The sequence below is a fragment of the Acinetobacter sp. V116_7 genome, from assembly GCF_056735735.1.
Map to the genome: position 1 here is coordinate 186,834 of NZ_JBWZIF010000011.1, position 20,910 is coordinate 207,743.

The 20,910-nt window shown below is 34.2% G+C and carries 30 protein-coding genes and 1 pseudogene; 9 read left to right on the forward strand and 22 right to left on the reverse strand.

Annotated features, from left to right (window positions below; genetic code table 11):
* Nucleotides 1-58: 58 nt before the first annotated feature.
* Entirely contained in the window at nucleotides 59-493 is a 435-nt protein-coding gene (gene aceI, locus AC1PJP_RS01575) for a chlorhexidine efflux PACE transporter AceI (RefSeq protein ID WP_005073799.1), read from the reverse strand.
* A 90-nt stretch (nucleotides 494-583) separates the two neighbouring features.
* On the opposite strand from aceI, the gene aceR reads away from it, so the two are divergent.
* The 3 genes from aceR to leuE all read left to right on the forward strand — a co-directional run bounded on the left by aceR (nucleotide 584) and on the right by leuE (nucleotide 3,322).
* Nucleotides 584-1,477, forward strand: coding sequence for an HTH-type transcriptional regulator AceR (gene aceR / locus AC1PJP_RS01580; RefSeq protein WP_479766411.1), 894 nt, complete (start codon nucleotides 584-586; stop codon nucleotides 1,475-1,477).
* A 131-nt stretch (nucleotides 1,478-1,608) separates the two neighbouring features.
* Nucleotides 1,609-2,598 (forward strand): transaldolase, encoded by a 990-nt coding sequence (gene tal / locus AC1PJP_RS01585; protein WP_060466578.1) that lies wholly within the window; start codon nucleotides 1,609-1,611, stop codon nucleotides 2,596-2,598.
* A gap of 73 nt (nucleotides 2,599-2,671) precedes the next feature.
* Nucleotides 2,672-3,322: a leucine efflux protein LeuE gene (leuE, locus tag AC1PJP_RS01590; RefSeq protein WP_049837344.1), complete on the forward strand. Its 651-nt coding sequence runs from the start codon at nucleotides 2,672-2,674 to the stop codon at nucleotides 3,320-3,322.
* Between the two features lie 51 nt (nucleotides 3,323-3,373).
* Here leuE and AC1PJP_RS01595 read toward each other — a convergent pair whose 3' ends face one another.
* Nucleotides 3,374-3,847: an Lrp/AsnC family transcriptional regulator gene (locus AC1PJP_RS01595; RefSeq protein WP_004791690.1), complete on the reverse strand. Its 474-nt coding sequence runs from the start codon at nucleotides 3,845-3,847 to the stop codon at nucleotides 3,374-3,376.
* A gap of 186 nt (nucleotides 3,848-4,033) precedes the next feature.
* Between AC1PJP_RS01595 and AC1PJP_RS01600 the strand changes: the two genes are divergently transcribed.
* Nucleotides 4,034-5,209 carry a benzoate/H(+) symporter BenE family transporter gene (locus tag AC1PJP_RS01600; protein WP_479766412.1) on the forward strand — a complete coding sequence of 392 codons (1,176 nt, stop codon included), beginning with the start codon at nucleotides 4,034-4,036 and terminating at the stop codon, nucleotides 5,207-5,209.
* A 55-nt stretch (nucleotides 5,210-5,264) separates the two neighbouring features.
* Here AC1PJP_RS01600 and AC1PJP_RS01605 read toward each other — a convergent pair whose 3' ends face one another.
* The 3 genes from AC1PJP_RS01605 to AC1PJP_RS01615 form a co-directional block, all read right to left on the reverse strand.
* Nucleotides 5,265-5,708, reverse strand: coding sequence for an RDD family protein (locus AC1PJP_RS01605; RefSeq protein WP_479766413.1), 444 nt, complete (start codon nucleotides 5,706-5,708; stop codon nucleotides 5,265-5,267).
* Nucleotides 5,709-5,970: 262 nt separating this feature from the next.
* Nucleotides 5,971-6,144 carry a hypothetical protein gene (locus tag AC1PJP_RS01610; protein WP_005306470.1) on the reverse strand — a complete coding sequence of 58 codons (174 nt, stop codon included), beginning with the start codon at nucleotides 6,142-6,144 and terminating at the stop codon, nucleotides 5,971-5,973.
* 176 nt (nucleotides 6,145-6,320) lie between these two features.
* Nucleotides 6,321-6,548: a hypothetical protein gene (locus AC1PJP_RS01615; RefSeq protein WP_004791683.1), complete on the reverse strand. Its 228-nt coding sequence runs from the start codon at nucleotides 6,546-6,548 to the stop codon at nucleotides 6,321-6,323.
* A 290-nt stretch (nucleotides 6,549-6,838) separates the two neighbouring features.
* On the opposite strand from AC1PJP_RS01615, the gene AC1PJP_RS01620 reads away from it, so the two are divergent.
* Nucleotides 6,839-7,282 (forward strand): universal stress protein, encoded by a 444-nt coding sequence (locus AC1PJP_RS01620; protein WP_002115225.1) that lies wholly within the window; start codon nucleotides 6,839-6,841, stop codon nucleotides 7,280-7,282.
* A 260-nt stretch (nucleotides 7,283-7,542) separates the two neighbouring features.
* The gene (locus AC1PJP_RS01625; RefSeq protein ID WP_192836949.1) at nucleotides 7,543-9,129 is read left to right on the forward strand and encodes an ATP-binding cassette domain-containing protein; all 1,587 of its coding nucleotides are present in this window, start codon (nucleotides 7,543-7,545) and stop codon (nucleotides 9,127-9,129) included.
* A 65-nt stretch (nucleotides 9,130-9,194) separates the two neighbouring features.
* On the opposite strand, the gene AC1PJP_RS01630 is transcribed toward AC1PJP_RS01625, so the two are convergent.
* The 3 genes and pseudogenes from AC1PJP_RS01630 to AC1PJP_RS01640 form a co-directional block, all read right to left on the reverse strand.
* Nucleotides 9,195-9,623, reverse strand: a complete 429-nt coding sequence (locus AC1PJP_RS01630; RefSeq protein ID WP_151768752.1) for a DNA breaking-rejoining protein — start codon at nucleotides 9,621-9,623, stop codon at nucleotides 9,195-9,197.
* Between the two features lie 36 nt (nucleotides 9,624-9,659).
* Nucleotides 9,660-9,746, reverse strand: a pseudogene (locus tag AC1PJP_RS01635) (hypothetical protein); the annotation flags it as partial.
* 47 nt (nucleotides 9,747-9,793) lie between these two features.
* The gene (locus tag AC1PJP_RS01640; RefSeq protein WP_479766414.1) at nucleotides 9,794-10,906 is read right to left on the reverse strand and encodes an OmpW/AlkL family protein; all 1,113 of its coding nucleotides are present in this window, start codon (nucleotides 10,904-10,906) and stop codon (nucleotides 9,794-9,796) included.
* Between the two features lie 382 nt (nucleotides 10,907-11,288).
* On the opposite strand from AC1PJP_RS01640, the gene AC1PJP_RS01645 reads away from it, so the two are divergent.
* Nucleotides 11,289-11,795: a GNAT family N-acetyltransferase gene (locus AC1PJP_RS01645; RefSeq protein ID WP_151822971.1), complete on the forward strand. Its 507-nt coding sequence runs from the start codon at nucleotides 11,289-11,291 to the stop codon at nucleotides 11,793-11,795.
* A gap of 87 nt (nucleotides 11,796-11,882) precedes the next feature.
* On the opposite strand, the gene AC1PJP_RS01650 is transcribed toward AC1PJP_RS01645, so the two are convergent.
* From AC1PJP_RS01650 to AC1PJP_RS01670, 5 genes are all read right to left on the reverse strand, one after another.
* Nucleotides 11,883-12,245 carry a NirD/YgiW/YdeI family stress tolerance protein gene (locus AC1PJP_RS01650; protein ID WP_192836950.1) on the reverse strand — a complete coding sequence of 121 codons (363 nt, stop codon included), beginning with the start codon at nucleotides 12,243-12,245 and terminating at the stop codon, nucleotides 11,883-11,885.
* Nucleotides 12,246-12,354: 109 nt separating this feature from the next.
* A complete protein-coding gene (gene alaE, locus AC1PJP_RS01655; protein WP_151828397.1) occupies nucleotides 12,355-12,786 on the reverse strand; it encodes an L-alanine exporter AlaE in 432 nt (143 codons plus the stop codon).
* 87 nt (nucleotides 12,787-12,873) lie between these two features.
* Nucleotides 12,874-13,161, reverse strand: coding sequence for a hypothetical protein (locus AC1PJP_RS01660; protein WP_005306484.1), 288 nt, complete (start codon nucleotides 13,159-13,161; stop codon nucleotides 12,874-12,876).
* Nucleotides 13,162-13,430: 269 nt separating this feature from the next.
* The gene (locus AC1PJP_RS01665; protein WP_004643213.1) at nucleotides 13,431-13,562 is read right to left on the reverse strand and encodes a hypothetical protein; all 132 of its coding nucleotides are present in this window, start codon (nucleotides 13,560-13,562) and stop codon (nucleotides 13,431-13,433) included.
* 152 nt (nucleotides 13,563-13,714) lie between these two features.
* Nucleotides 13,715-14,584, reverse strand: a complete 870-nt coding sequence (locus tag AC1PJP_RS01670; protein WP_004791662.1) for a LysR family transcriptional regulator — start codon at nucleotides 14,582-14,584, stop codon at nucleotides 13,715-13,717.
* A gap of 226 nt (nucleotides 14,585-14,810) precedes the next feature.
* Between AC1PJP_RS01670 and AC1PJP_RS01675 the strand changes: the two genes are divergently transcribed.
* Nucleotides 14,811-15,665: a DMT family transporter gene (locus AC1PJP_RS01675; RefSeq protein ID WP_199987717.1), complete on the forward strand. Its 855-nt coding sequence runs from the start codon at nucleotides 14,811-14,813 to the stop codon at nucleotides 15,663-15,665.
* A 53-nt stretch (nucleotides 15,666-15,718) separates the two neighbouring features.
* Here the strand turns inward: AC1PJP_RS01675 and AC1PJP_RS01680 are convergent, their stop codons facing one another.
* The 3 genes from AC1PJP_RS01680 to AC1PJP_RS01690 all read right to left on the reverse strand — a co-directional run bounded on the left by AC1PJP_RS01680 (nucleotide 15,719) and on the right by AC1PJP_RS01690 (nucleotide 17,328).
* Nucleotides 15,719-15,982 (reverse strand): hypothetical protein, encoded by a 264-nt coding sequence (locus AC1PJP_RS01680; RefSeq protein ID WP_192835162.1) that lies wholly within the window; start codon nucleotides 15,980-15,982, stop codon nucleotides 15,719-15,721.
* Nucleotides 15,983-16,159: 177 nt separating this feature from the next.
* Nucleotides 16,160-16,402: a hypothetical protein gene (locus tag AC1PJP_RS01685; protein ID WP_192836952.1), complete on the reverse strand. Its 243-nt coding sequence runs from the start codon at nucleotides 16,400-16,402 to the stop codon at nucleotides 16,160-16,162.
* Nucleotides 16,403-17,013: 611 nt separating this feature from the next.
* Nucleotides 17,014-17,328 (reverse strand): winged helix-turn-helix transcriptional regulator, encoded by a 315-nt coding sequence (locus AC1PJP_RS01690; RefSeq protein WP_004791654.1) that lies wholly within the window; start codon nucleotides 17,326-17,328, stop codon nucleotides 17,014-17,016.
* Between the two features lie 110 nt (nucleotides 17,329-17,438).
* Between AC1PJP_RS01690 and AC1PJP_RS01695 the strand changes: the two genes are divergently transcribed.
* Nucleotides 17,439-17,855, forward strand: coding sequence for a carboxymuconolactone decarboxylase family protein (locus tag AC1PJP_RS01695; protein ID WP_151988590.1), 417 nt, complete (start codon nucleotides 17,439-17,441; stop codon nucleotides 17,853-17,855).
* Nucleotides 17,856-17,940: 85 nt separating this feature from the next.
* Here the strand turns inward: AC1PJP_RS01695 and AC1PJP_RS01700 are convergent, their stop codons facing one another.
* The 6 genes from AC1PJP_RS01700 to AC1PJP_RS01725 form a co-directional block, all read right to left on the reverse strand.
* A complete protein-coding gene (locus tag AC1PJP_RS01700) occupies nucleotides 17,941-18,513 on the reverse strand; it encodes a lysozyme (protein ID WP_479766415.1) in 573 nt (190 codons plus the stop codon).
* 15 nt (nucleotides 18,514-18,528) lie between these two features.
* Complete coding sequence (locus tag AC1PJP_RS01705) at nucleotides 18,529-19,038, reverse strand: hotdog fold domain-containing protein (RefSeq protein WP_479766416.1); 510 nt, start codon at nucleotides 19,036-19,038, stop codon at nucleotides 18,529-18,531.
* 184 nt (nucleotides 19,039-19,222) lie between these two features.
* A complete protein-coding gene (locus AC1PJP_RS01710) occupies nucleotides 19,223-19,423 on the reverse strand; it encodes a hypothetical protein (RefSeq protein ID WP_004791647.1) in 201 nt (66 codons plus the stop codon).
* A gap of 107 nt (nucleotides 19,424-19,530) precedes the next feature.
* Entirely contained in the window at nucleotides 19,531-19,800 is a 270-nt protein-coding gene (locus tag AC1PJP_RS01715) for a hypothetical protein (protein ID WP_005306505.1), read from the reverse strand.
* A gap of 290 nt (nucleotides 19,801-20,090) precedes the next feature.
* Entirely contained in the window at nucleotides 20,091-20,465 is a 375-nt protein-coding gene (locus AC1PJP_RS01720; RefSeq protein ID WP_151988587.1) for a TonB C-terminal domain-containing protein, read from the reverse strand.
* Between the two features lie 149 nt (nucleotides 20,466-20,614).
* Nucleotides 20,615-20,839 carry a hypothetical protein gene (locus AC1PJP_RS01725; protein WP_004791641.1) on the reverse strand — a complete coding sequence of 75 codons (225 nt, stop codon included), beginning with the start codon at nucleotides 20,837-20,839 and terminating at the stop codon, nucleotides 20,615-20,617.
* Between the last annotated feature and the right edge of the window lie 71 nt (nucleotides 20,840-20,910).

A 20,910-nucleotide genomic window follows, 5' to 3' on the forward strand; every position in this document is an offset into this window, starting at 1 on the left:
CGGTTCACCTTTAAAAAAGCACCCTGATGGGTGCTTTTTTAGTTTAACAACTTAATTTTTAATGAAGTGATGCTGCTTTAGCATCTGGGAAAAATTTGTCTTCGATATGGTCATAACACCACTGGAAAATAAAGGTATAAACCAAAATACATAAAGTTAAACCAATATCTAAAATAAGTGCATCAATGACACTCATCTGAAGCATATATGCAATCATCGGTACAGTTGCAATCAACAAGCCACCTTCAAAACCAATCGCATGTAAAATCCGTACAGGAATCGTTCTTTCCCAATTATATTTATGCTCTACTTTTTCGAAATAGTGGTTAAAAATCATATTCCAGAAAACTGAAACAACTGCCATAAACACACCGAGTGTTCCGGTTACGTCCATCGGCATATCAAAAATAAAACTTAATGCAATCGCAATGATGACCAATAAAATTCCTTCATAACTGATTGCATGAATGAGCCTTCTCTTGGAAATCAACATTTTTAAATACTCAATAATAACTTGGATAATGTGCATTTTATTTTTATAATATTGATTAATCCAATCAGGTTCTTTCAGTTTTTTTGACAGATGAATATTAATCAAGAACAACTACTCATGTTTCAGGCCGTGATTGAAACCGGCTCTTTTTCAGCAGCAGCACGTAAACTTGGAAAAGTTCCTTCGGCTGTAAGCATGTCTATTGCCAACTTAGAAATTGATCTGGACTTAACTTTATTTGACCGTAAAGGTCGTGAACCTGTCCCAACTGACGAAGCACGGGTGTTATACGAAAAGACATCTCAGCTTTTAATTGAGATGAATCAATGGAAACAACATGCACACGCGTTAAGTACAGGGTTAGAAGCCAATTTAACTCTTGTGATTGTCTCTGAACTTTTACACACCAATTGGACCGACTATATTTGTCTTTTAGAAAGTCGTTTTCCAGACTTACAAATTAATATTGTGTCTGCCCCTCAAGAAGATGCACTTCAAATGTTATTAGATGGGTCTGCCCAACTTGCATTGATGTTTGAACGCGAACACCTAGATAACAGAGAACAATTTGTAGAACTTAAACGTGAGGCTCTAATTCCGGTTATTTCAAATAGCCATCCCCTTGCAAGTCAAAATCAGGTTTCTTATGAACAAATCCTTACTACACGACAAATTGTAGTTGCAAGCCGAGATGAGACTTTAAAACCTGAATTGCTATTTTCGAAACATTACTGGCGTACAGACAACCACCACTCTGCTTGTTTAATGATTTTACGCAATCTAGGTTGGGGTGTTCTTCCTCAAGAAATGTTTAAAGAAAACCCCGAACTAAAAAACAATCTTAAAGTATTGGATTTATTAGATTTCACTCCAAGATTTGAATATTACGTCGACTTAGTGTGGAGCCGTGAAAGTGAACTCGGTGCGGCTGCTAGATTTCTAATTGAATATATCCGTAAGCAACGAATGCAACAGGCACCTTAAAATTATTTCAATTGAGATGCAGAACCTAAACGTTTTTCTTTGAAATATAACAATTGATATATCGACAGCATGAATAGACTTTGTGCTATAAAAGAAAGCATAAGATTTATTACTGAAGATGTTGAATATCAATGACTCATACAGCACTTGACCAATTAAAAACATTAACGACCGTTGTTGCCGATAGTAGTGACCTTGATGCAATTCGTAAATTTCGTCCATTAGACGCGACGACAAATCCTTCATTGATTACGGCAGCAGCAGAACAACCTGAAAGTAAAGAGCTGATTGAAGATGCTTATTATCAAGCCAAAGAAGAAGGCTATAGTAACGATGAGTTAATCGAAAGAACCATTGATATTTTGACTGTAAAATTTGGCGTAGAAATTTTAAAACTCATTGAAGGCCGTGTTTCTACAGAAGTTGATGCTGCACTTTCATATGACACTGAAGCCACCATTCAAAAAGCACATGAATTATGTGAACTTTACAAAGGTTATGGTATTGATCAGTCACGTATTCTGATTAAAATTGCGTCAACTTGGGAAGGTATTCAAGCTGCTAAAGTACTCGAAGCTGAAGGAATTGCTTGTAACCTCACTCTCCTTTTCGGTTTACATCAAGCTCAGGCATGTGCAGATGCAAAAGTTACTTTAATTTCTCCGTTTGTAGGCCGTATTTTAGACTGGTACAAAAAAGCCGAAGGTGTAGACGCTTACCCAATCGAAAAAGACCCGGGTGTAGTTTCAGTTAAAAAAATCTACACTTACTACAAACAGCAAAATATTCCAACTCAAGTGATGGGTGCGAGCTTCCGTAGCATTGATCAAGTGCTTGGACTTGCAGGGTGTGATTTGCTAACGATCTCTCCTGGTCTACTTACCCAGCTTGAGCAAGATACGCGTACAGTTGATGCAGCTCTTGATGCGACTAAATCAAAGCAAGCAGAGGCTATTGTGAGACCAGCTCAAAATGAACAAAGTTTTAAAGATGAACTTAATCATGACTTAATGGCATTCCAACTTTTACAAGGTGGTGTTGATGGCTTTATTAAAGCTCGTGACCAATTAAGTTTTTTATTACGTCAATCTTTTGGAATTGATGCGGAAATTAAACCTTAAAAAACTGCACTTTTCATACAAAATCACCGATTTTTGTTATCATGGCAAAAATCGGTTTTTTATTGGGTTTCTCGTGTTCGGCATAACAGATCTAACAACATATATTATTGGTACATTCCTAATTGTGTTATTGCCAGGGCCCAACTCTCTTTATGTGATGTCAATTGCTTCACGTTACGGGATTAAAACCGGATATATGGGCGCATTGGGTATTTTTACCGGCGATCTCATTTTAATGCTGTGTACCGTACTAGGAGCTGCGTCTCTACTTAAAGCATTTCCATGGGTATTTGTTATTCTTAAATTAACAGGTGCACTTTACCTATCTTATTTAGGCTTTAAACTCTTACAAGGTAGTATTCAACGCTGGAAACAACGTAATCAACCACAACCAGAAATGGCTGATTTACCCGCTTTAGATAAAGTTCATCCTTATAAAACAGCACTCAGTATTAGTTTACTTAACCCTAAAGCAATTTTATTTTTCCTATCTTTCTTTGTTCAATTTGTTGAACCCGACTATGCCTACCCCGCTCTAAGCTTTTTAATTTTAGCGGTTATTTTGCAGGTGATTAGTTTTAGCTATTTAACTGCATTAATCTTCTCTGGAATTAAACTTTCAGCATTTTTTAAACAAAACCATAAAATTGCTGCGAGTAGTATTTTTTTAGTCGGAATTCTATTCTTCGGATTTGGTCTAAAACTAGCAACCTCAACAATCTAATCATCTTTACCTATCGGTTTTTGCACTATAAAGTTAAAACATGATGAGCTGTTAAAATGCCAGCATTCCATCTGTTTTAACTTCATTGAGCACAAAAAATGTTCTGACTTGTCTTACTCCAGGTAAGGCAATAATCTTTTCACTATGGAATCGGTTAAACGCAGCTAAATCTTTAACACGAATTTTTAGAAAATAATCGACTTCTCCCGCCACCAGATAACACTCTAAAACATTTTCCAAATCACCTGATGCTTGTTCAAATGCCTGAAAGCTGTCTGGGGTTGAGCGGTCTAAAACCACACCAACGAGTACCACCGTATCACGCTGCACCATGCTTGGATTGATCCTAGCGCGTACATCTAAAATCGCCCCAATCTTAAAAAGACGCTGAGTATGATTCCAACAAGATGACGTACTTATGCCTACAAGCTTAGCCAATTCGGCATTACTTAAGCGTCCATTTTCTTGTAATGCACGCATAATTTTCAATTCGAGTGGTGATAAATTTTCAGCTTGCTCTTCCATAAAACAATATTCCAAATTTAGTGTTATTTATGGAAGGAATAATATCATTATTCAATATTTTAAAAATATTATTTCCATTTTAGGCTAAAAATAGAAAGCACCTTCTTTAAAAAAATTGTTAGATTTAGCGAGCTGAAAACAAAGGCAGAAACATATTAATTTTTCAGGGATTTAGAACATTTAGCTATGCAAAAGATTCTTCAAGATTTTTCTATTCCAGCCGTATTCGCGGGTTTCATTACCTTTCTTATTGGTATTAGTGTTTCGGCTATTTTAGTGATTCAGGCTGCCCAAGCTTTAGGTGCTTCACCTGAACAAATCACTTCATGGTTTTGGGCTTTAGGTTTGGGTCTTGGTTTATCAGGACTTATTCTTTCGTGGAAATTTAAATACCCTGTAGCAACTGCATGGTCAACCGCTGGTCTCGCTTTAATTATTGCAACTGGTGGTGGATATAGCATAAATGAAGCAATTGGTGCTTTTTTAGTGGTTGGTGTACTGACAGCGATTTTAGGTTTTTCTGGAATTTTTCAAAAAGCGCTTTCCTATATTCCGCAAAGCTTGACCAGTGCCATGCTTGCAGGCGTTTTACTTAAATTTGGTATTTCACTTTTCGCAAGTTTGCAAAATGATTGGGTATTCGTTTTATCTTTACTCGTCATTTATATCATTACAAAAAGATTATGGCCGCGTTATAGCATCGTGTTCACAGCTCTTGCTGGTGTTGTGCTCTGCCCTGTGTTTTTAGACTTTCATATGCCTACGCTTCACTGGTCTTTGGCTAAACCTGTTTGGATTAATCCTGTCTTTAGCTGGTCGGCTCTTTTGGGCTTAGCCTTACCTCTTTTTGTGATTAGTATGGCTTCGCAGTATTTACCCGGTATTGCCATGATTAAAAGTTATGGCTATGAACCACATGTTAACCAACTGATTGGCTGGACTGGTTTAACCCAAGTTTTGCTTGCACCTTTTGGTTGCTATAGCGTTAATATTGCTGCGATTAGTGCAGCTGTATGCCTTGACGATCAGGTTCATCCTGACCCAAGTAAACGCTATATTGCTGGCATAAGCTCTGGTTTTTTCTATGCATTGATGGGACTATTTGCAGCAACACTGACAAGCTTGCTCATGTCTTTTCCTCATATTTTTATTGTAGCTTTAGCTGGCATCGCATTACTTGGTACCATAAGCCATAACATTGCGCTTGCCTTTGGCCCTGTTGAAGACCGTGAAGCTGCATTATTTACCTTCTTATGCAGTGCTTCGGGCATTCAATTTTTTGGTATTGGCTCAGCCTTTTGGGGACTTATTGTCGGTCTTATTGTATTTGTAGTTCTTAAATTTAAGGTTAAAAAAAGTTAATAAAAAAGCGTTCATAGCCCCTTTTTCAATGCTATGAACGCTTTTAGTCTTATTTTTATAGCTCTCTTACTACCACTGATTTTGCCATTTTGTCATGCCAACCTTGTTTTTTAGCATCAAATGCGACCCAAAAAAGACCAATACCAAACACTAAAATTGACGGAATATAGCCAATATATCGAATGATACTCTGCGTGACTGTTAGCTTATTACCTGTTTTTTCATCTAAAACTTTTAATCGCATCAATCGTTTACCCAGCGTTCCTGCAAAATACAGCCAACATAAAACTGAATACAATAAAGGAAATGCATAGTTCACAATCAAATCGAACCAATAATTTTGTGGCTTAGTACTTAAACCTGTGGCAAAGACTAAGTCGTAATCCCCTTGATAAAAAATCCATGCTGCAGGAATAACAGCCAAAAAAAGAATAAGAGTATCAATGATCATTGCACCAAATCTTAACCAGAACCCTGCATACTCATACTTATAAGTCATGCTTACCTCGCTTTGTTATTGTTTAATAGCTAAAAACGCTTTTACAATTTTACTTTTATCCTAAATGAAACTTTTTTATTTTTAAATACTTAAATAAATTTAAAATATTCTACTTTTATATTTTATTGTAATAATTCTGATCTAATGAACGTTATTGCATCACTATTCATCATAAAAACTCATATTTTTAGAACTGAACTTTTTAATTTCAGTTCTATTGAGAAAATTTTACAGGAAATTAAAATACAAACTCATATTATATTTATTTCCAAAATAAAATATCTAATTTAAACTCTTTCTTTAATAATAATGCTGCAAATAATAGAGCTAATCCAATAACAATCAAAAAAACACTTAAACTGATTACTCCATAAACAATAGCTACACTGCCTAATATAGCTAACACATAAAATATAATTACACTGAATGTCGGCATTTCAATTTATTCCACTACTTAAAATAAAAGCAATTTATTCTATCGAGTTTATAAACGATTGCTGTTTTCAAATGTTGGCTACACTATTAATTTGTATCATCATACAATAATCATGTTATTAAACTTATTTAGTGTTACTTTGCTTTAATAACAAGTGATGTAGTTCACATAATTTTTTATTTAATTTCAAAGTAATGTTTTTCAGTGACGAGTTTAATTTTTAGATTTTTATATAAGCGTTCTTTTGAATCTTCAAGTGAAGGGACAACTTTTTCTGCAAATTTATCTTCGGTCATCAGTCTGGCATAAGTTTTATAGCCAATAACTAACTTTTCGGGTTCTTTACCTGTTTGACGGAACTCTTCAATTAGTTTATTAACTTTCTTTGCTGTTAAATCAGCCATCTTCCTCACTCTCCCCTTAATTCACTATTTTGTTATACGTTTTCTATATGACAGAAATATGAACAGTAATTTTTTGTAATTTTCATGTAAATATTATCGATTTTTTAGCAATGCCACCTAAACGCCATCTCAATCAACAAAAAAATAAATACAAATATATGATTTAAAATAAATTTATTTAATTTTTCTTTCCTATGACTGAATAGATGTTTACCGTGAATGAAATATGTTAATCTTTAATTAATAAATGCTTCATACATATAACAACTGTAAATAAGAGGAATAACATTATGAATTACCAACATATTATTGTACCAGTCGATGGTTCGGAAATTTCTTTAGCGGCAGCAAGACAAGCAGCTCATATTGCAAAAGCATTTGGGAGCAAATTGACCGCTATTAGCTTAGTTGCGGTAGATCCTTTTAGCGGTGTAGATTTTTATTACATCTCACCTGTTGTAAAAGATTATTTTGTTGAAGCACGAGCAAATGCAGAAAAAACACTCGCTAAAGTAAAAGCTTTATGTGCTGAAGAAGGTATTGATGCTGAAACTCAAATCATCCAAGGTGAAATCTCTTCAGACGGTATTTTGAAAGCTGTAGAAGACTTAGGTTCTGATTTGATTGTGATTGGCTCTCATGGTCGTAAAGGCTTCCAAAAACTTATTTTGGGTAGCTTTGCTCAAGATGTTTTAAACAGTACCAAAATTCAGGTATTGGTTGTAAAAGAATAAACTTTTTAGATGCAAAAAAACCCAATCGTTGGATTGGGTTTTTTAATAAAATAGATTGCATAAATTTTACACTAATCAAAAACCCAGCTAGAATAGTTTCTTATTCTTCCAATTTCGTGAGTCACGCCAATGAAGTAAGTCTTTTTTCTCATCAATTTTTCTTTTTTTTGATGTGCAAAATAGACTATTTTTTGTGATTTAACGTTTCTGCTTAAAACTACTTTTCCTATTTTGTACATCCTGTATTTATGAGGTTTTTTATGACTCAGCAGGCATGTGTAATAGCACAACTCTCTTTAGAATTTTCATCTAAAGTCATGTTTCAACAAATAAATTTTAGCCTTGAATCGCATCAAGTATCTGCTTTAATTGGCCGTAATGGTCAAGGCAAATCTTTGCTTATGCAAATGTTAAATCAGACGCTTAAATCAGATTCAATTTTGACATCGGGGCAAATATCTTGGCATGTAAAGCATGCATATTTAGCTCAGTTGCATCGTTTATCAGCCCAGACCATTGCCGAAGCATTAGATATCTTAGATGTTTATCACGCGTTTAAAAGAGTTGAACAAGGTGTCGCCAACTTTGATGATTATGATTTGTTAGAAGGTAAATGGGACCTCCCTGCCTTATGGAATAATTTATTGGAATCTGCGGGTTTACCAACAGATTTAGACTTTCCAGTGAAAAACCTAAGCGAAGGTCAAAAAACTAAATTGGCATTAAGCTGTTTATTTCTAAAATCAGATCATTACTTGCTACTTGATGAACCTAGTAATCATCTAGATCAGGAATCTAGAAAATGGTTAATTGATCATTTGAGGAAACACCCAGCTGGTGCGCTTATCATTAGTCATGATCGTAATTTGCTGAATGAATTAGACCATATTTATCATTTGAATGAACATGGTTTACATCACACAACGGGAAACTATGAAAAGTTTTATGACCAATATCAAACTCATGTTGCAGCTTTGGAGCAATCTGTTCAGCAAGGCCAACGCGACGTTAAAAACATGAGGCAAAAGCAGCATGAAGTATTAATGAAAGCTCAAAAACGTGAACGTGCTGGAAATAAATTACGCGAATCAAATTCTCAAGCCAAAATTTTGCTCGATTTTAAGAAAGAACAAGCAGGCCAAAGTATTGCTGCCATACAGTCTCAGCACCAACGACAAATTTCGAACAGTCAAAATGATTTAATAGACAAAAAAATGCGTCTTGAAACAGTCAAGCCACAACAGTTTGTCTTCCCTACTTTTCATAAGAAATCTGGAGAAATCCTTCGCATAAAAAAACTTAAACTGAAATATGGAACGCAAAAACCCATAGATTTAGCGGTTCAGGCAACCGAAAAAATTCACATAACGGGTCAAAATGGTATTGGCAAATCGACACTACTTAAAGCAATTCATGCTCAAAACAAACAGCCATGTGACAGCATTCACTTATTTGTAGAGTGCTTTTATCTGGACCAGAACTTTAGCTTTTTATGTGATGAAATGACGGTGATTGAAAATCTAACCCACATGAATAGTGAGCTTTCAGAACTAGAATGGCGAAATCTATTAGGTCAACTTCGAATTCGAGGTGATAAAGGTACACAACTTTTATCTCAGCTCAGTGGTGGTGAAAAACTCAAAGTAGCCTTATTAGCGCTTAGCCAAATACATCCTCCCCCTGAACTCTTGTTATTAGATGAACCAGAAAATCATTTAGATATTGAATCTAGAGAACTATTAGCTACCGCTATTCAAAGCTATGAAGGCGCTGTATTGCTCATTTCACATGATCAAACTTTTGTTGAAAGTTGTGCTATTCATGAGTCTTTTTCTTTAACCGATTAATCTTTATTGATATCTTTTTCAAATTTACTAGTTCTCTTTTGAGAGCTAGTAAATTTTAGCAATCATTACTTTTTTACTTTATTTAATATTTCAATATCTAAACTATATTTCACAGTTTTATTTTTACGAGCACTATTTCGCATTTGGTAAACCTGAACAATATAATCACCATCAACTGGTAAAGTAAGTTCTCCTTTAGATCCTATAGTTGAACCAATTAATAATGCCTTATCCTTACCTGGCTTTTTACCTGGGGCAAAAATATTAACATAGGCTAAATTACCAAGACTATTAATATTGAATTTCAATATTTGTCCATTCTTTGCATAAAGTCTATATCTCACATCATCATAACCCTGAAATTTCCCAGTTAATGTGGTATGAGTAGAACCTTGTAAAAAATTAACTTTTTGCTCAACATTTTTAGCTAAAGCTGTGAATGATGCAGTTGAAATTAGAGTAGATAATAATAAAGTTTTAATGATTTTTTTCAATTTTCCATCCTCAAAAAATATTTTTAATTTATTATATTAAAAATATTTTTTATAAAATTTTACTTTATGTATGAGTTTAACAAGTAATAGTTGTTTTTTATAATTAGTAACAAATAAGGTATCTCAAAGTTTAAATATGATTAACTCCGAGATACCCTTTTTAAAAAATATTAGAATCGATAACCTACCCCTAAATAGGTAATCAGTGGATCAATATCAACTTTTGTTGTGGCATGTATTAAGCGAGTTCCCGTATTTTGATTGACGACATCAATTTGGGCATTATTACTTAACTTTGCATAGGACACAGAAGCTACCGTATACCATGAATCGTTAAAATCATAGGTAAAACCAGCGGTAAAAATAGGCGCTATCGCATCATCTGCATCGACATTAACGACCATTTTTCCGCTCGACTCTTTTCGGTCTAAAGCCGCTCCAGCTTTGCCATCTAACACGTTTTGGATCATATGGCCTGCGGACACTAAATCAGAACGAATTCCATCGTTGAGTTTAATATCATTAAAATGAGCATACATTAAACCCACTCCAACATAGGGTCTAAACTTATTTACCCCACTTTTACCAAACTGATATTCTGCTTCTATGGTTGGCGTCCATGCTCGAATAGTTGCAGCTTTAGATTTATTGCCTAAGTTGGTAATCGGAATGGCCTGACCTAAAGTAATTCCATTTGGGAAAAGATATTTCACTAGGTCATTAGGAGACATTGCGACTCCACTTAATGGTGCAAAGATTTCACCTTTTCCTTTAACATCAACTTTAGGTGGAATTCCGCCAATGAATTGTAAAGACACATTATCATTCAGATAATAGTTAAAGGTTAACCCCAACGTATCTACATCATCAACCTCAAGCCCGGTCTCATTTTGTTGCCAGTTTTCGATTCCTTGAATCGTCGCAATACCGGAAACTTCAGATTTGATATTACCGTTCTCATCAAGAATAATCTCCCTCATGTACTCATCTTTTAACGCTAACTCTAGAAACTCCTTTTGATTAAAGACTTCTCCACCTAAGTCTACTTCTGTGGCATTAGGATCAACCGAATTTAAAAAACTAGTTGTTGAAATAGTACCGACTTTAGCTGCGGTTCCATTTTTAACAGCGGTATTAATATTAAATGGATTAGCTTTACCCTGTGGCATTACATGTAGCCAACCAGCAGAGACAGAGAATCTTTTAAATTCCTGCGCATAACTCATGCTTGTGATTACAGATAATGAACTCAATATTGCTATTTTTATTACTCTTTTTTTCATTTTTATTCCATCCTAGAAATATATTGCTGATTTTGCAATATAGATATGGAATATAGCCAAGTTGCCTTTTTTATCAATCGGTATAATTTTTAAACAAAATTAATTTAGATAAATCTATCAATTTATCTAATTAATTACATGAAATAGTTATCTAAATTTTCTGACGAATGACATAATTAAAATTAAAAACAATTTAACGAACGGTAAAATAACCAAATAAAATTTGTCTTATATGGGCTAGCTATCATGATTGAGTTATTTAAATTAGAATCTAACTAGACATTTAATTTTCGTTCATAGACATTTCATAAAAACCAACGAAGGGAATTTAACTAAAGAATTTACATCGTATAGTTAATCAATAAATCTGGAAGAATTTTTAATGAATATTATTATTCGTGATGAGCAAGTTGAAGATATAAAAGCCATCGAACACTTAACTAAAGCAGCTTTTCAAAATGCCGAGCACACGAGTCATACCGAACATTTTATTGTGAATAGTTTAAGAAACCACGGACAACTGACTATTTCTCTCGTGGCAGTTGAAGATGGTTCTATTATTGGACATGTTGCTATTTCTCCAGTTCAAATCAGTTCAGGGGAAATAGGTTGGTATGGTTTAGGCCCTATTTCAGTTCATCCAGATAAACAAGGGCTGGGTATTGGTTCCCTTCTGATGAATAAATCACTAGAAAAATTAAAAAACTTAGGTGCAAAAGGATGTGTTTTATTAGGTGATCCCAACTATTACAGCCGCTTTGGTTTTAAAAACTATCCTGAGCTAATTTTGCCTAATGTACCGAGTGAGTATTTCCAAGCCTTAAGCTTCTCAGGTCATTTTGCTAAAGGCTATGTAAGCTATCATGAGGCATTTAATGCAACACAATAATAAAAATTATTATCTTTCAAAAGAAAACTCCTAAAATAGGAGTTTTCTTTTTTTACTTTGAACAATATTGATATAAATAATCTAGTTTTATTTAATACGCTCAATCTTAAAAACTTCAATATCGGTAGGCTTAACTCGATGTGTATCCACCTCTCCTACAACACGCACTTTATCGCCAGCTTTTAGTTGTAGAGGCTTCCACAAGTCATCATCAATATCAATTACAATCGAACCCGTAGCATCTTTAAACTCGAAATGATCACCAGCAATATGCTTTACGATCGTACCCGTCAAAGTTACTCCAGATTCATCAGCCAAAGTTTTTGCTTTAGATACTGTGACTACATTTTTTGTCGCTTCTTTTATTAAGGTAGCATCGGGTTTAGCCAATACCGCATTACTACCCAATAAAGCCAATCCAGCGAAGGTTGCTAAGAATATTTTTTTCATTACCATGACCTAATTTTAATGTTCTTAGTTATATAAACAAATTCTTTTAAAGTTATAGATTTAGCTTTTGTGGTTTTTTGTATCTTATAAGAGAGTTTCTTTAATCATGTCATGTAGAAACACCAAATAATTTACGGCAAAAATTTAGAAAGACTCCATAAGGTCTTCCAGAAACGCTAACAATTAAAAGAATAGAACTGACAGCCGTAACTATCTGCACTAAAGTTGCTCCATTAAAAGCAAGTATCAAAATATAAAGTGGAATCTGGAATGTTAAATTAGTGAATGTGTCTAGCAAAAAGCTTTGTACAGCTGTTTTATGTCTTACCCATATTTTTTTAAAAATCCAATCGCGATAAAACCCATATGGTCGGCCAATCAGTAGAGAAACAGGTATTGCGGTAGCACGTATTTTAAATGTTTGTTCAAGTGTCAGACCCGTAATTACTAGTTCAACAAAAGTACCTATGGCTAACGAAAATAGAACCATTGCAAATGTATCTGCAAAGAATTTCATTAAGTTCACTTTTGCAATAACCATTTATAGCCTTTAGTTTTGTCATGAATTTACTTAAGAAAGCGTGTTTCTTAAGTAAATTAAACTCAGCATTAAAATATCATTTAATTGTTAAGCAACAAGTTGGCCTAAATTCAATAAAATATTTATGGCTTCTGACTCATCCTCTGTTTGCCCAACAATCATTCTGTCATATGAAATTCCACCAATCTCAATATAAATTTTTGGATGAGGAAGCTGAGGGATATAAACTTTGAGCGGTTGATAAAGAGCAAGAAGATAACCAAATGAATCATAAGGATAATGATCATCTTTTAATGTCTTCTTTATCACCATATAAGTGTTCAAAATATCTAGAATAAAACCATATTCATTTTCAGAATGAAATTTAGCGTCCATACTTACCTCCTTGATTAATTAATATTTTTATAATCAAATTTAAAGGTTAAATTTCTGATCTGATGGTGTAACCAATTCACTTTAAATATAGAGTTATATTTAAAGTGATTCCTGTTGAATTAAATATATTTAAAACCAAGTATATTAGTCAACATATTTTGAACAGTGCCATTAAAAATAAATATTTCGAGTTACAAATCACACTTTAAGATTAAAATAAAAAGATATAAAAAAACCCATCTTACGATGGGTTTCAAAATTCATTTGGATTATGAATCTTTGTCCATTGAATGAGGAGTAGTTGTTTTATCTTGCTGCTTTGTGTCGTTTTCACCTTGGCAAGCACTCACACTTAAAGAAATAATGGCAGCTAAACCCAAGGTAGCCATAATTTTTGTCATATTTCACCTCATGAATTATTCAGATAGTGAGTTAATAAATACTTTTTATTAGTTTTACGATCAGCATAGGTTTCTAGGCTTTTTTGTAGATTTAACGCAAAAATGTAAAGCGCTTTAGTTTGACCTTGAAATATCAACTTAAGATTTGAACATTAAACATTAACTGAGTGTCTGAGCGTTTTAATGAGTAATTCATATAGGTGATCTACAGCTTTTGACTCTAAAGAAGATCTACTCCGATAAACAGCAGCCTCCATCGGCTCTAATGGCCCAAGTCCATGATCTGCACCTAATATGGTTAAATGCTCAGGTGCACTGCATTGTGTGAACACAGCGATTGCTAAACCGCTTTCAACTGCTGCAATTTGACCAGCCAAACTTGAACTGTTGTATACCACACGGTAACGGCGACCTTGTAATGCCAAAGAATGAATAGCACTCTTTTTAGCTTGGCTGGTACTTTCGTAAACTGCAATTGGAAGCGGATCTTCTCGCCAGAGTTCAAATTGTGGAGAGCCAACCCATACCATCGGTTCATGAAATAACAATGTTCCTTGACGAGCGTTATCTCTTGAAATTAATGCCAAGTCTATATCACCACTTTCTACTCGTGGAATTAAAGAAGTCGACTGTTCACAAATCAATTCAATTTCAACACCTCCGTAACGTGGCGCAAAACGTTTGAGTACTGGTGTTAAATATTTAGCAGCATAGTCATCAGGTACTCCAAGGCGTATACGGCCCTTTAATTCATCTCCATGAAATGCCATTTGAGCTTCTGCATGTAAGTCGAGAATTCGGCGCGCATAACCTAAAAGTAGCTGTCCTTGCGACGTTAATTCAATTTGTCGATGTGTTCGTATTAAAAGTTGGCAATGCAGCGCTTCTTCTAGTTTTTTCAGTTGCATGCTAACCGCAGACTGAGAACGATATAACTCAGGTGCTGCATTCGACAATGAGCCTGTATCTACGACTGTGACAAAACACTTTAACCAATCAATCTGTAAGTTTTTTATATTCATTACGATTTATCTATTCGATTTTCAAATAGTATATAAAAGAATTATGCGCTTTTCTTTATTTATTCTCTCTCCCATACTGAAATTAGAAGAAGTTAAAACAATTCATATTTCTGAAAGAAAGCTCTCCGTGAATTGATTAATGTCTGAATAAAACGTTAATAGCGACACCTACTATCAATTTCAACACTTCGTATTTCTTAGATATTACGCACTAGGAGGAGGTTTTATGCGCCTAAATAAACAGATGCTTGCATCACAAAGTGCGACATCTATTTTCGTTTTACTTTGGGGAAGTGCCGCAATTTTTACTCGTTGGGGACTCGATAATGCCTCACCCATAGCCTTATTAATTCTGCGGTTTTCTACTGCTTTAATTGCTCTGTCGCTACTGGCTATTTTTAGAAAACGGCTCTTACCGAAGCATGGAACCCGTAAGCAAGTTTTACTAACGGGCCTACTCATGATTGCAGGTTATTCAATCTGCTATTTTAAAGCGATGGCTCATGGGGTCACGCCTGGCTTAATGGCCACAATTATGGGAATACAACCTATTTTAACGCTTTGCCTTCTAGAAAAGAATTTACAAAAAGAAAGGCTTTTCGGTTTACTCATTGCTTTAGCTGGACTCATTCTTTTAGTCTGGAAAAGCCTAACAATGTCGTTTATTGCGCCAATCGGCATATTCTTTGCCTTGGCTGCCCTCATCTGTATAACCTTTGGGGCTATCATGCAAAAGAACATTCAACAGGCTCCGACAGATGTCCTACCACTACAATATGTAGTTAGCCTTGCAGTTTGCTTATTTATAGTTCCCTTTGAAGATTTTGAAATAACGTGGAATTCACAACTAATTATTTCAGTCTTATTTCTTGGAATTTTAATTTCTGTAGTTGCGCAGCTTTTACTTTACCGACTTTTAAGTCAGGGCAATATTGTCAACGTGACAAGCTTGTTCTATTTGGTTCCCATTGTTACTGCACTCTTAGATTTTCTAATTTTAAAAAATACATTACCTCTGGCAGGTTTAATTGGAATGATTGCAATTTTACTAGGCTTATTGATTGTATTTAAAAAGAACTAACTCATAGAAATAATATAGAACCCTCAACTGAGGGTTTTATTTTGAATAAAAATTTAATCTAAATTTTTCCAGTCTGTACCAATTTGAGCTAATGCTGGAAGCTCATCACTATTAAAAACATTAGAATTACGGTCAATAGCAAATCGATAGATAGGCATAGAATCAGCTTCAGTTTTCTTAAAGAAACTGAAGTTTTCATTAAGATGATAATTACCCCCTTCTGTAGATTTTGCTGCTGTTCCTGAGGGTATATGAGTATAACTTTCACATTCTACTTCAACATTATTTCCGGCAAGATCTTGGTAGGAAAATTTCATGTTTTAATCCTTTCTAAATTTTTATGATTGAGAAAAACTTAACATGCTATCGGGCTAGATTACTGAAACTTTTTTAACTAATTGTTTAAGTGTGTATATTTGGTTAAAACTAGATTTTTTGTAAAACAGATGCTCATCCTTGTAATGCATTTTTTATAAACGTACCTTAAACCTCATCTAAATAGGATCTTTCCTGTTGAGTAAAACAGCATTACTCGGAATACTTTTAAGTATTTTCTTTTGTTGTCTCAGCCATTCTTTATAAAATTTTTGATCAGATTGTTCCGAAAAGTTATCTCTAGACTTGTTATAGGAAGCATCACGCATATTTTCAGATCGTACACACGGCCAATTGTTTAATTGGGGTGTCAAAACAGCATTACTTACCAATGAAAGCTCTTCTAATCTAATCAAGTTCATCTCTACTTCCTTACTTCCCTCTAGCGTCCTCACTCTTCAATTGATTCATATAAAGCTTAATTTTGAATAATCTATAGACGGCTATTGTTTATTCCCTAAACCGATCCACTTAGGGCTACACACAAATAACATGCCTTCAAAAATGCAAAGTGCAAATTTTGTGTATTGATTTATCAAACATGTAAGTTGCTATAGGAATGAATAAATTGAGTTTAAATAGAGTGATGAAGATATTTAGAATGTTTTCTTCTTTGTTGCTTCAATTTCAGCTATACTGAACTTAGTATGAGATGAGCCTTATATAGTTCATTGCTAGATCAATGAACGACTAAGCCCTTCGCTTTCGAGCAAGGGCTTTTTTAATGCCTAAAATTTGAGAAAACTTATACTTATATGAACTGTCTGGTCGGCCATGGGTTTGCCTTTATAGATCAGGTCTGTTAGATTGGTCTTGTTCATCAACTCCTATTGTCGATGAATACTGAAGCCTGATTCGTAGCATCAGGCTTTTTTTATGCCTAAAATTTGTATAAATGATACTATCAAAATGATGACATGCGATCTCTGTGCGATCTGAAACAACGTAAATCAAACTATAAAATTAACTAGCCTTATCTTACTTTTAGCCAAGTGCCCACTTCTTTTAGCACATCAACTAAACCATTTAATTTCTTGCCATCTTCTGTTAGTGAGTACTCAACTTTAACAGGAACTTCCGCAAAAACTTCTCTGTTAATAAACCCTTCTTCTTCAAGAAAACGTAATTCTAAAGTTAACATTCTTTGAGAAATATTAGGTATTGCGCGTCTGAGTTCATTAAAGCGCATAGGTCTTTCGATGAGAAATGAAATAATTAACATTCTCCAGCGGCCACCCAATACTGTCATTGCCTCTTCTACAGAACAGCCAGAAATATTATCTTTCATTGTTTAATTAGGTATAAAAAATATACCTATATAACAAAATAGTGCCTAATTTACAATCTATACCTAGTGGTAAATAATAGTTTTTTATCACCAAAAGACTGGCCTATATTATGGAATATAAAGAAGTTGCTAAAAAAACGATTAATCATTTGTACTCAGCACATGCATCTATTCGTACCTCAGGCATCGACCCTCAAATTATTGCTTTAGCTGAATTGTATGTGTCACAAATCAACGGTTGTGCTTACTGCTGCGCTTTTCATGCTCAGGAATTAAGAGATATGGGAGTAAGCCAAGAAGTGATTGATAAAATTCCGGGCTATAAACATTCGAATGCCTTTTCAAAGAAGCAGCACCTTGCTCTTGAACTTGCGGAGGCAGTCACTTTTCTATCTGACAAAATTGAAACTATAAAAGCTCATTTAGCTGAATATTTTAGTGAAAGAGAGATTGTAGAGTTAACGACCAGCATTTCGCTCATGGGGGCTTTAAACCGGCTTAGAATCACTTTAGGTGATAAAAGTTAATCTATTTTCTTCCTAACATGAAAAAGCCCTAATTATTTGGGGCTTTTAATGAATTTTTGACAAAGTTTAATAAAAATTGAAAGCACTATTTTGGTGATAAAAATAATTTCTTTTCGATTGCTCGGCGATTCACTAGCCCCTGCAACCGCTTACCACCAGCATTGACCCAGACATCAAACTGGTTTCCAGCCTCTTTATAATCACCTAAATTTAAATTTTTGAGTAAGGTCGAATTTTTAAAAGCCCCAACTCCAATGTTATAAGCTAAAGAGACTAATGCATCGAATTGATTCTGTTTTAAAGGCACTTTTACAGCACTATTTACTGCGCGCTCAAATATCTTTAAATCATGCTGCATATAAGCTTTAGCCTGTTCAAGAGAGCATCGGTCTCCTTCACTTACACGCTGGCCATTAGGATATCGCGTCGTGCCATATCCAATAGTCCATACCCCAGTACCATCGTCATAAGCACTAAGTTTTAATCCTTCAAAATTACAAATTAGGTTTACACCTTCTAGGCTAAGAGACATCTTATCAACAGCGACACCTATCAATTCATCGCCATGATCAATTGCTGTAGCAATCTGATCCACTGCTGCATCTTGCTGAGGCTTAGCAGTAAAAAATTTGCGGAGATAATCCAATATTTTTTGCATTTAATGCCCTGTTATTTACTTTTTCTCTGTAACCCAAAGCGTAATATACCCTTGAACTACAGGCTGCCCATCCGCTCTATAAGCATTAACTTTTACTTGCATATCTCCAACTTTCCACTTGTTATCAATTGTTGCCACTAACTTAATATCAGAATCTGCCTTCGCTACATAATTTACGTTCATACCTTTAGGTAACCATCTTAAATGTTGAGGTACTGATGCTTCAGCTAATACACCCATGACAAATTCCAGCCCATTACATATGGCAATAACGTGTACAGTCCCGATATGATTTTCGATTGATTTATTTTTTTTGATTGAAGCTTCGCACAGGTTCAAATCTAATTTTTGAATCATTGGATTTACAGTCTGAAAATATGGAGCAACTCGACTAACAACTTTTGATAATAGCGTTAATCCGCCTGGTACATTTTTCAAAGTCTTAAACGCGAGCAGAACATCATTGACCGGTGGAAGTGCTTTATTTTTGATTTTGTTGGTAAATGTAGAAATATAATTACTCATAGTTTTACTTCAATTCGAGAATTAATCATTCAATAAATATATATGTACCCACCTCTACACTCATTGCTTAGTTTTCAATTTTTTGAGTCATTAATGATAATGATTAAATAACCTCGAACGTACCGTGCTGTTTGACTAGAAATCCCAAATATTAAAAATGCCCAATATTGAATTGGGCTTTAATTTATTCTTCAATTTCGATGGGATCACCATCTTCAGGGCGAATGTGACGCTCACCATCATCGGCAGGATCTACACTCGAACCATCTTTGGTAATGCTGTTATACAATTCATCCTCTTTTTTATCATCGATAAACTCTTCATCAGCAAAATCGAGAGGCTCTTCATCATCGTCAAAATTTAAGGGTTTTTCTTCATCTATCATGAGATTCATCCTCTACTTAACTTGTGTCATTCCATGCTTAAATAATTAACGGCTACATTCAACACCAAACAATCATCATTTGTGTAACTGACACTTTCGGATACGTTTTAGTTTTTGTTATTTTCAAGATGGTTCAAAATACTACTAATTTTTAAAAGTAAGTAACCAAACAGTAGTCCATTAAATATAATGAAAAGACCGACTGTAACCATTTCTTTAGACCAAACTTGAATAATGTCTAAATTATCGTTTCTTGTTTCAACTTGCCCATATGACAAAATAAAGGCTATTCCCAAAACAATTCCAAATAAAATTACGCCCCACGCGACAACTGTGGTTGCCTTACTTTCACTATGGAGTTTGTTTGCTTGACTCATACTTTTTCTTGTCACATTTTAGGGCTCATAGCATTTTTTTATATTAATTTAACGCCTATTTAAAGTTTTGTTTATGTTATGTTTTGATAGCAATGTAACTAATTTTTATATTTTTTTATCTATCATTCAACTGTCTTATTTTCAATTTAAAATGATATGTTGTTTTTACTTTTTTCAATGAAATCTATATATCCATTAAACTAACTACTCCGCTGTTTCATGAAATAAGAGAGCAAATTTATATACATTAAAAGTTTTAAATTTGCCCCCCATGCTGAAGAAGAACTTACTTATTTAGCCTGAAATTTCATATTGAATTTTCTAGCTTGCTTTCTTACTTCAGGATTTGAAGGCAAAGCAAATGGGCTTGCACGCCAGATCGCCTTTTCAATACTTGTTTTAAATTTTTGTTCTTCTTTATCTAAAAAGATGATTTGCTCAATTTCTCCACTGTCAGTTAAAAATACTTTAACGCTTGCACTCATCCCTGTAGAAGACGTTGGAATATCCCATATTTTATAAATTTTCTTTTGATATTGCTTTTTATATTTTTCAGCTTCTGAAGTAATTTTATTATCGGTCACTTGAACAGGAGCAACCTGTTTGTGGCCAGTCGCACACCCAACTAATAAAAATAAAGAAGCAATAATAGTGAAGTTTTTCATTTAAAATACCTTTTTTCAATAATTAAAATTTAACAGTTTAAGTTTTAAAAAACTACCCGAAGGCGGTATTAATCACTGATTATCCCTAGTCAGCAAAGGTAGTCGGCCATCCTGATCTACCTTTGTTTAAACTAATGTTTTATTTTTCTTTAAAAAGGGACTTCATAACGAAAATTCATATTTGAATTTTCCGGCACATTATAGACATCTTGATCAGTAAAAATTCCGTGTTCAGGTGTTTTAAAACTATTAAATGCCTTATTAACTGGAACAGTTGGAGCGTTATTTAAATAGTTTTCTTGAGAATTATATGGAGATGAAGCACAGCCAATCAGCCCAAAACCCAATAAAGATATAAGTAGAAATGTCTTCATAAATTTTGACTACCGTTATAAAAACCACACAACTTAACAAATTGAACAGCTATTGTCACACCGCAACTATT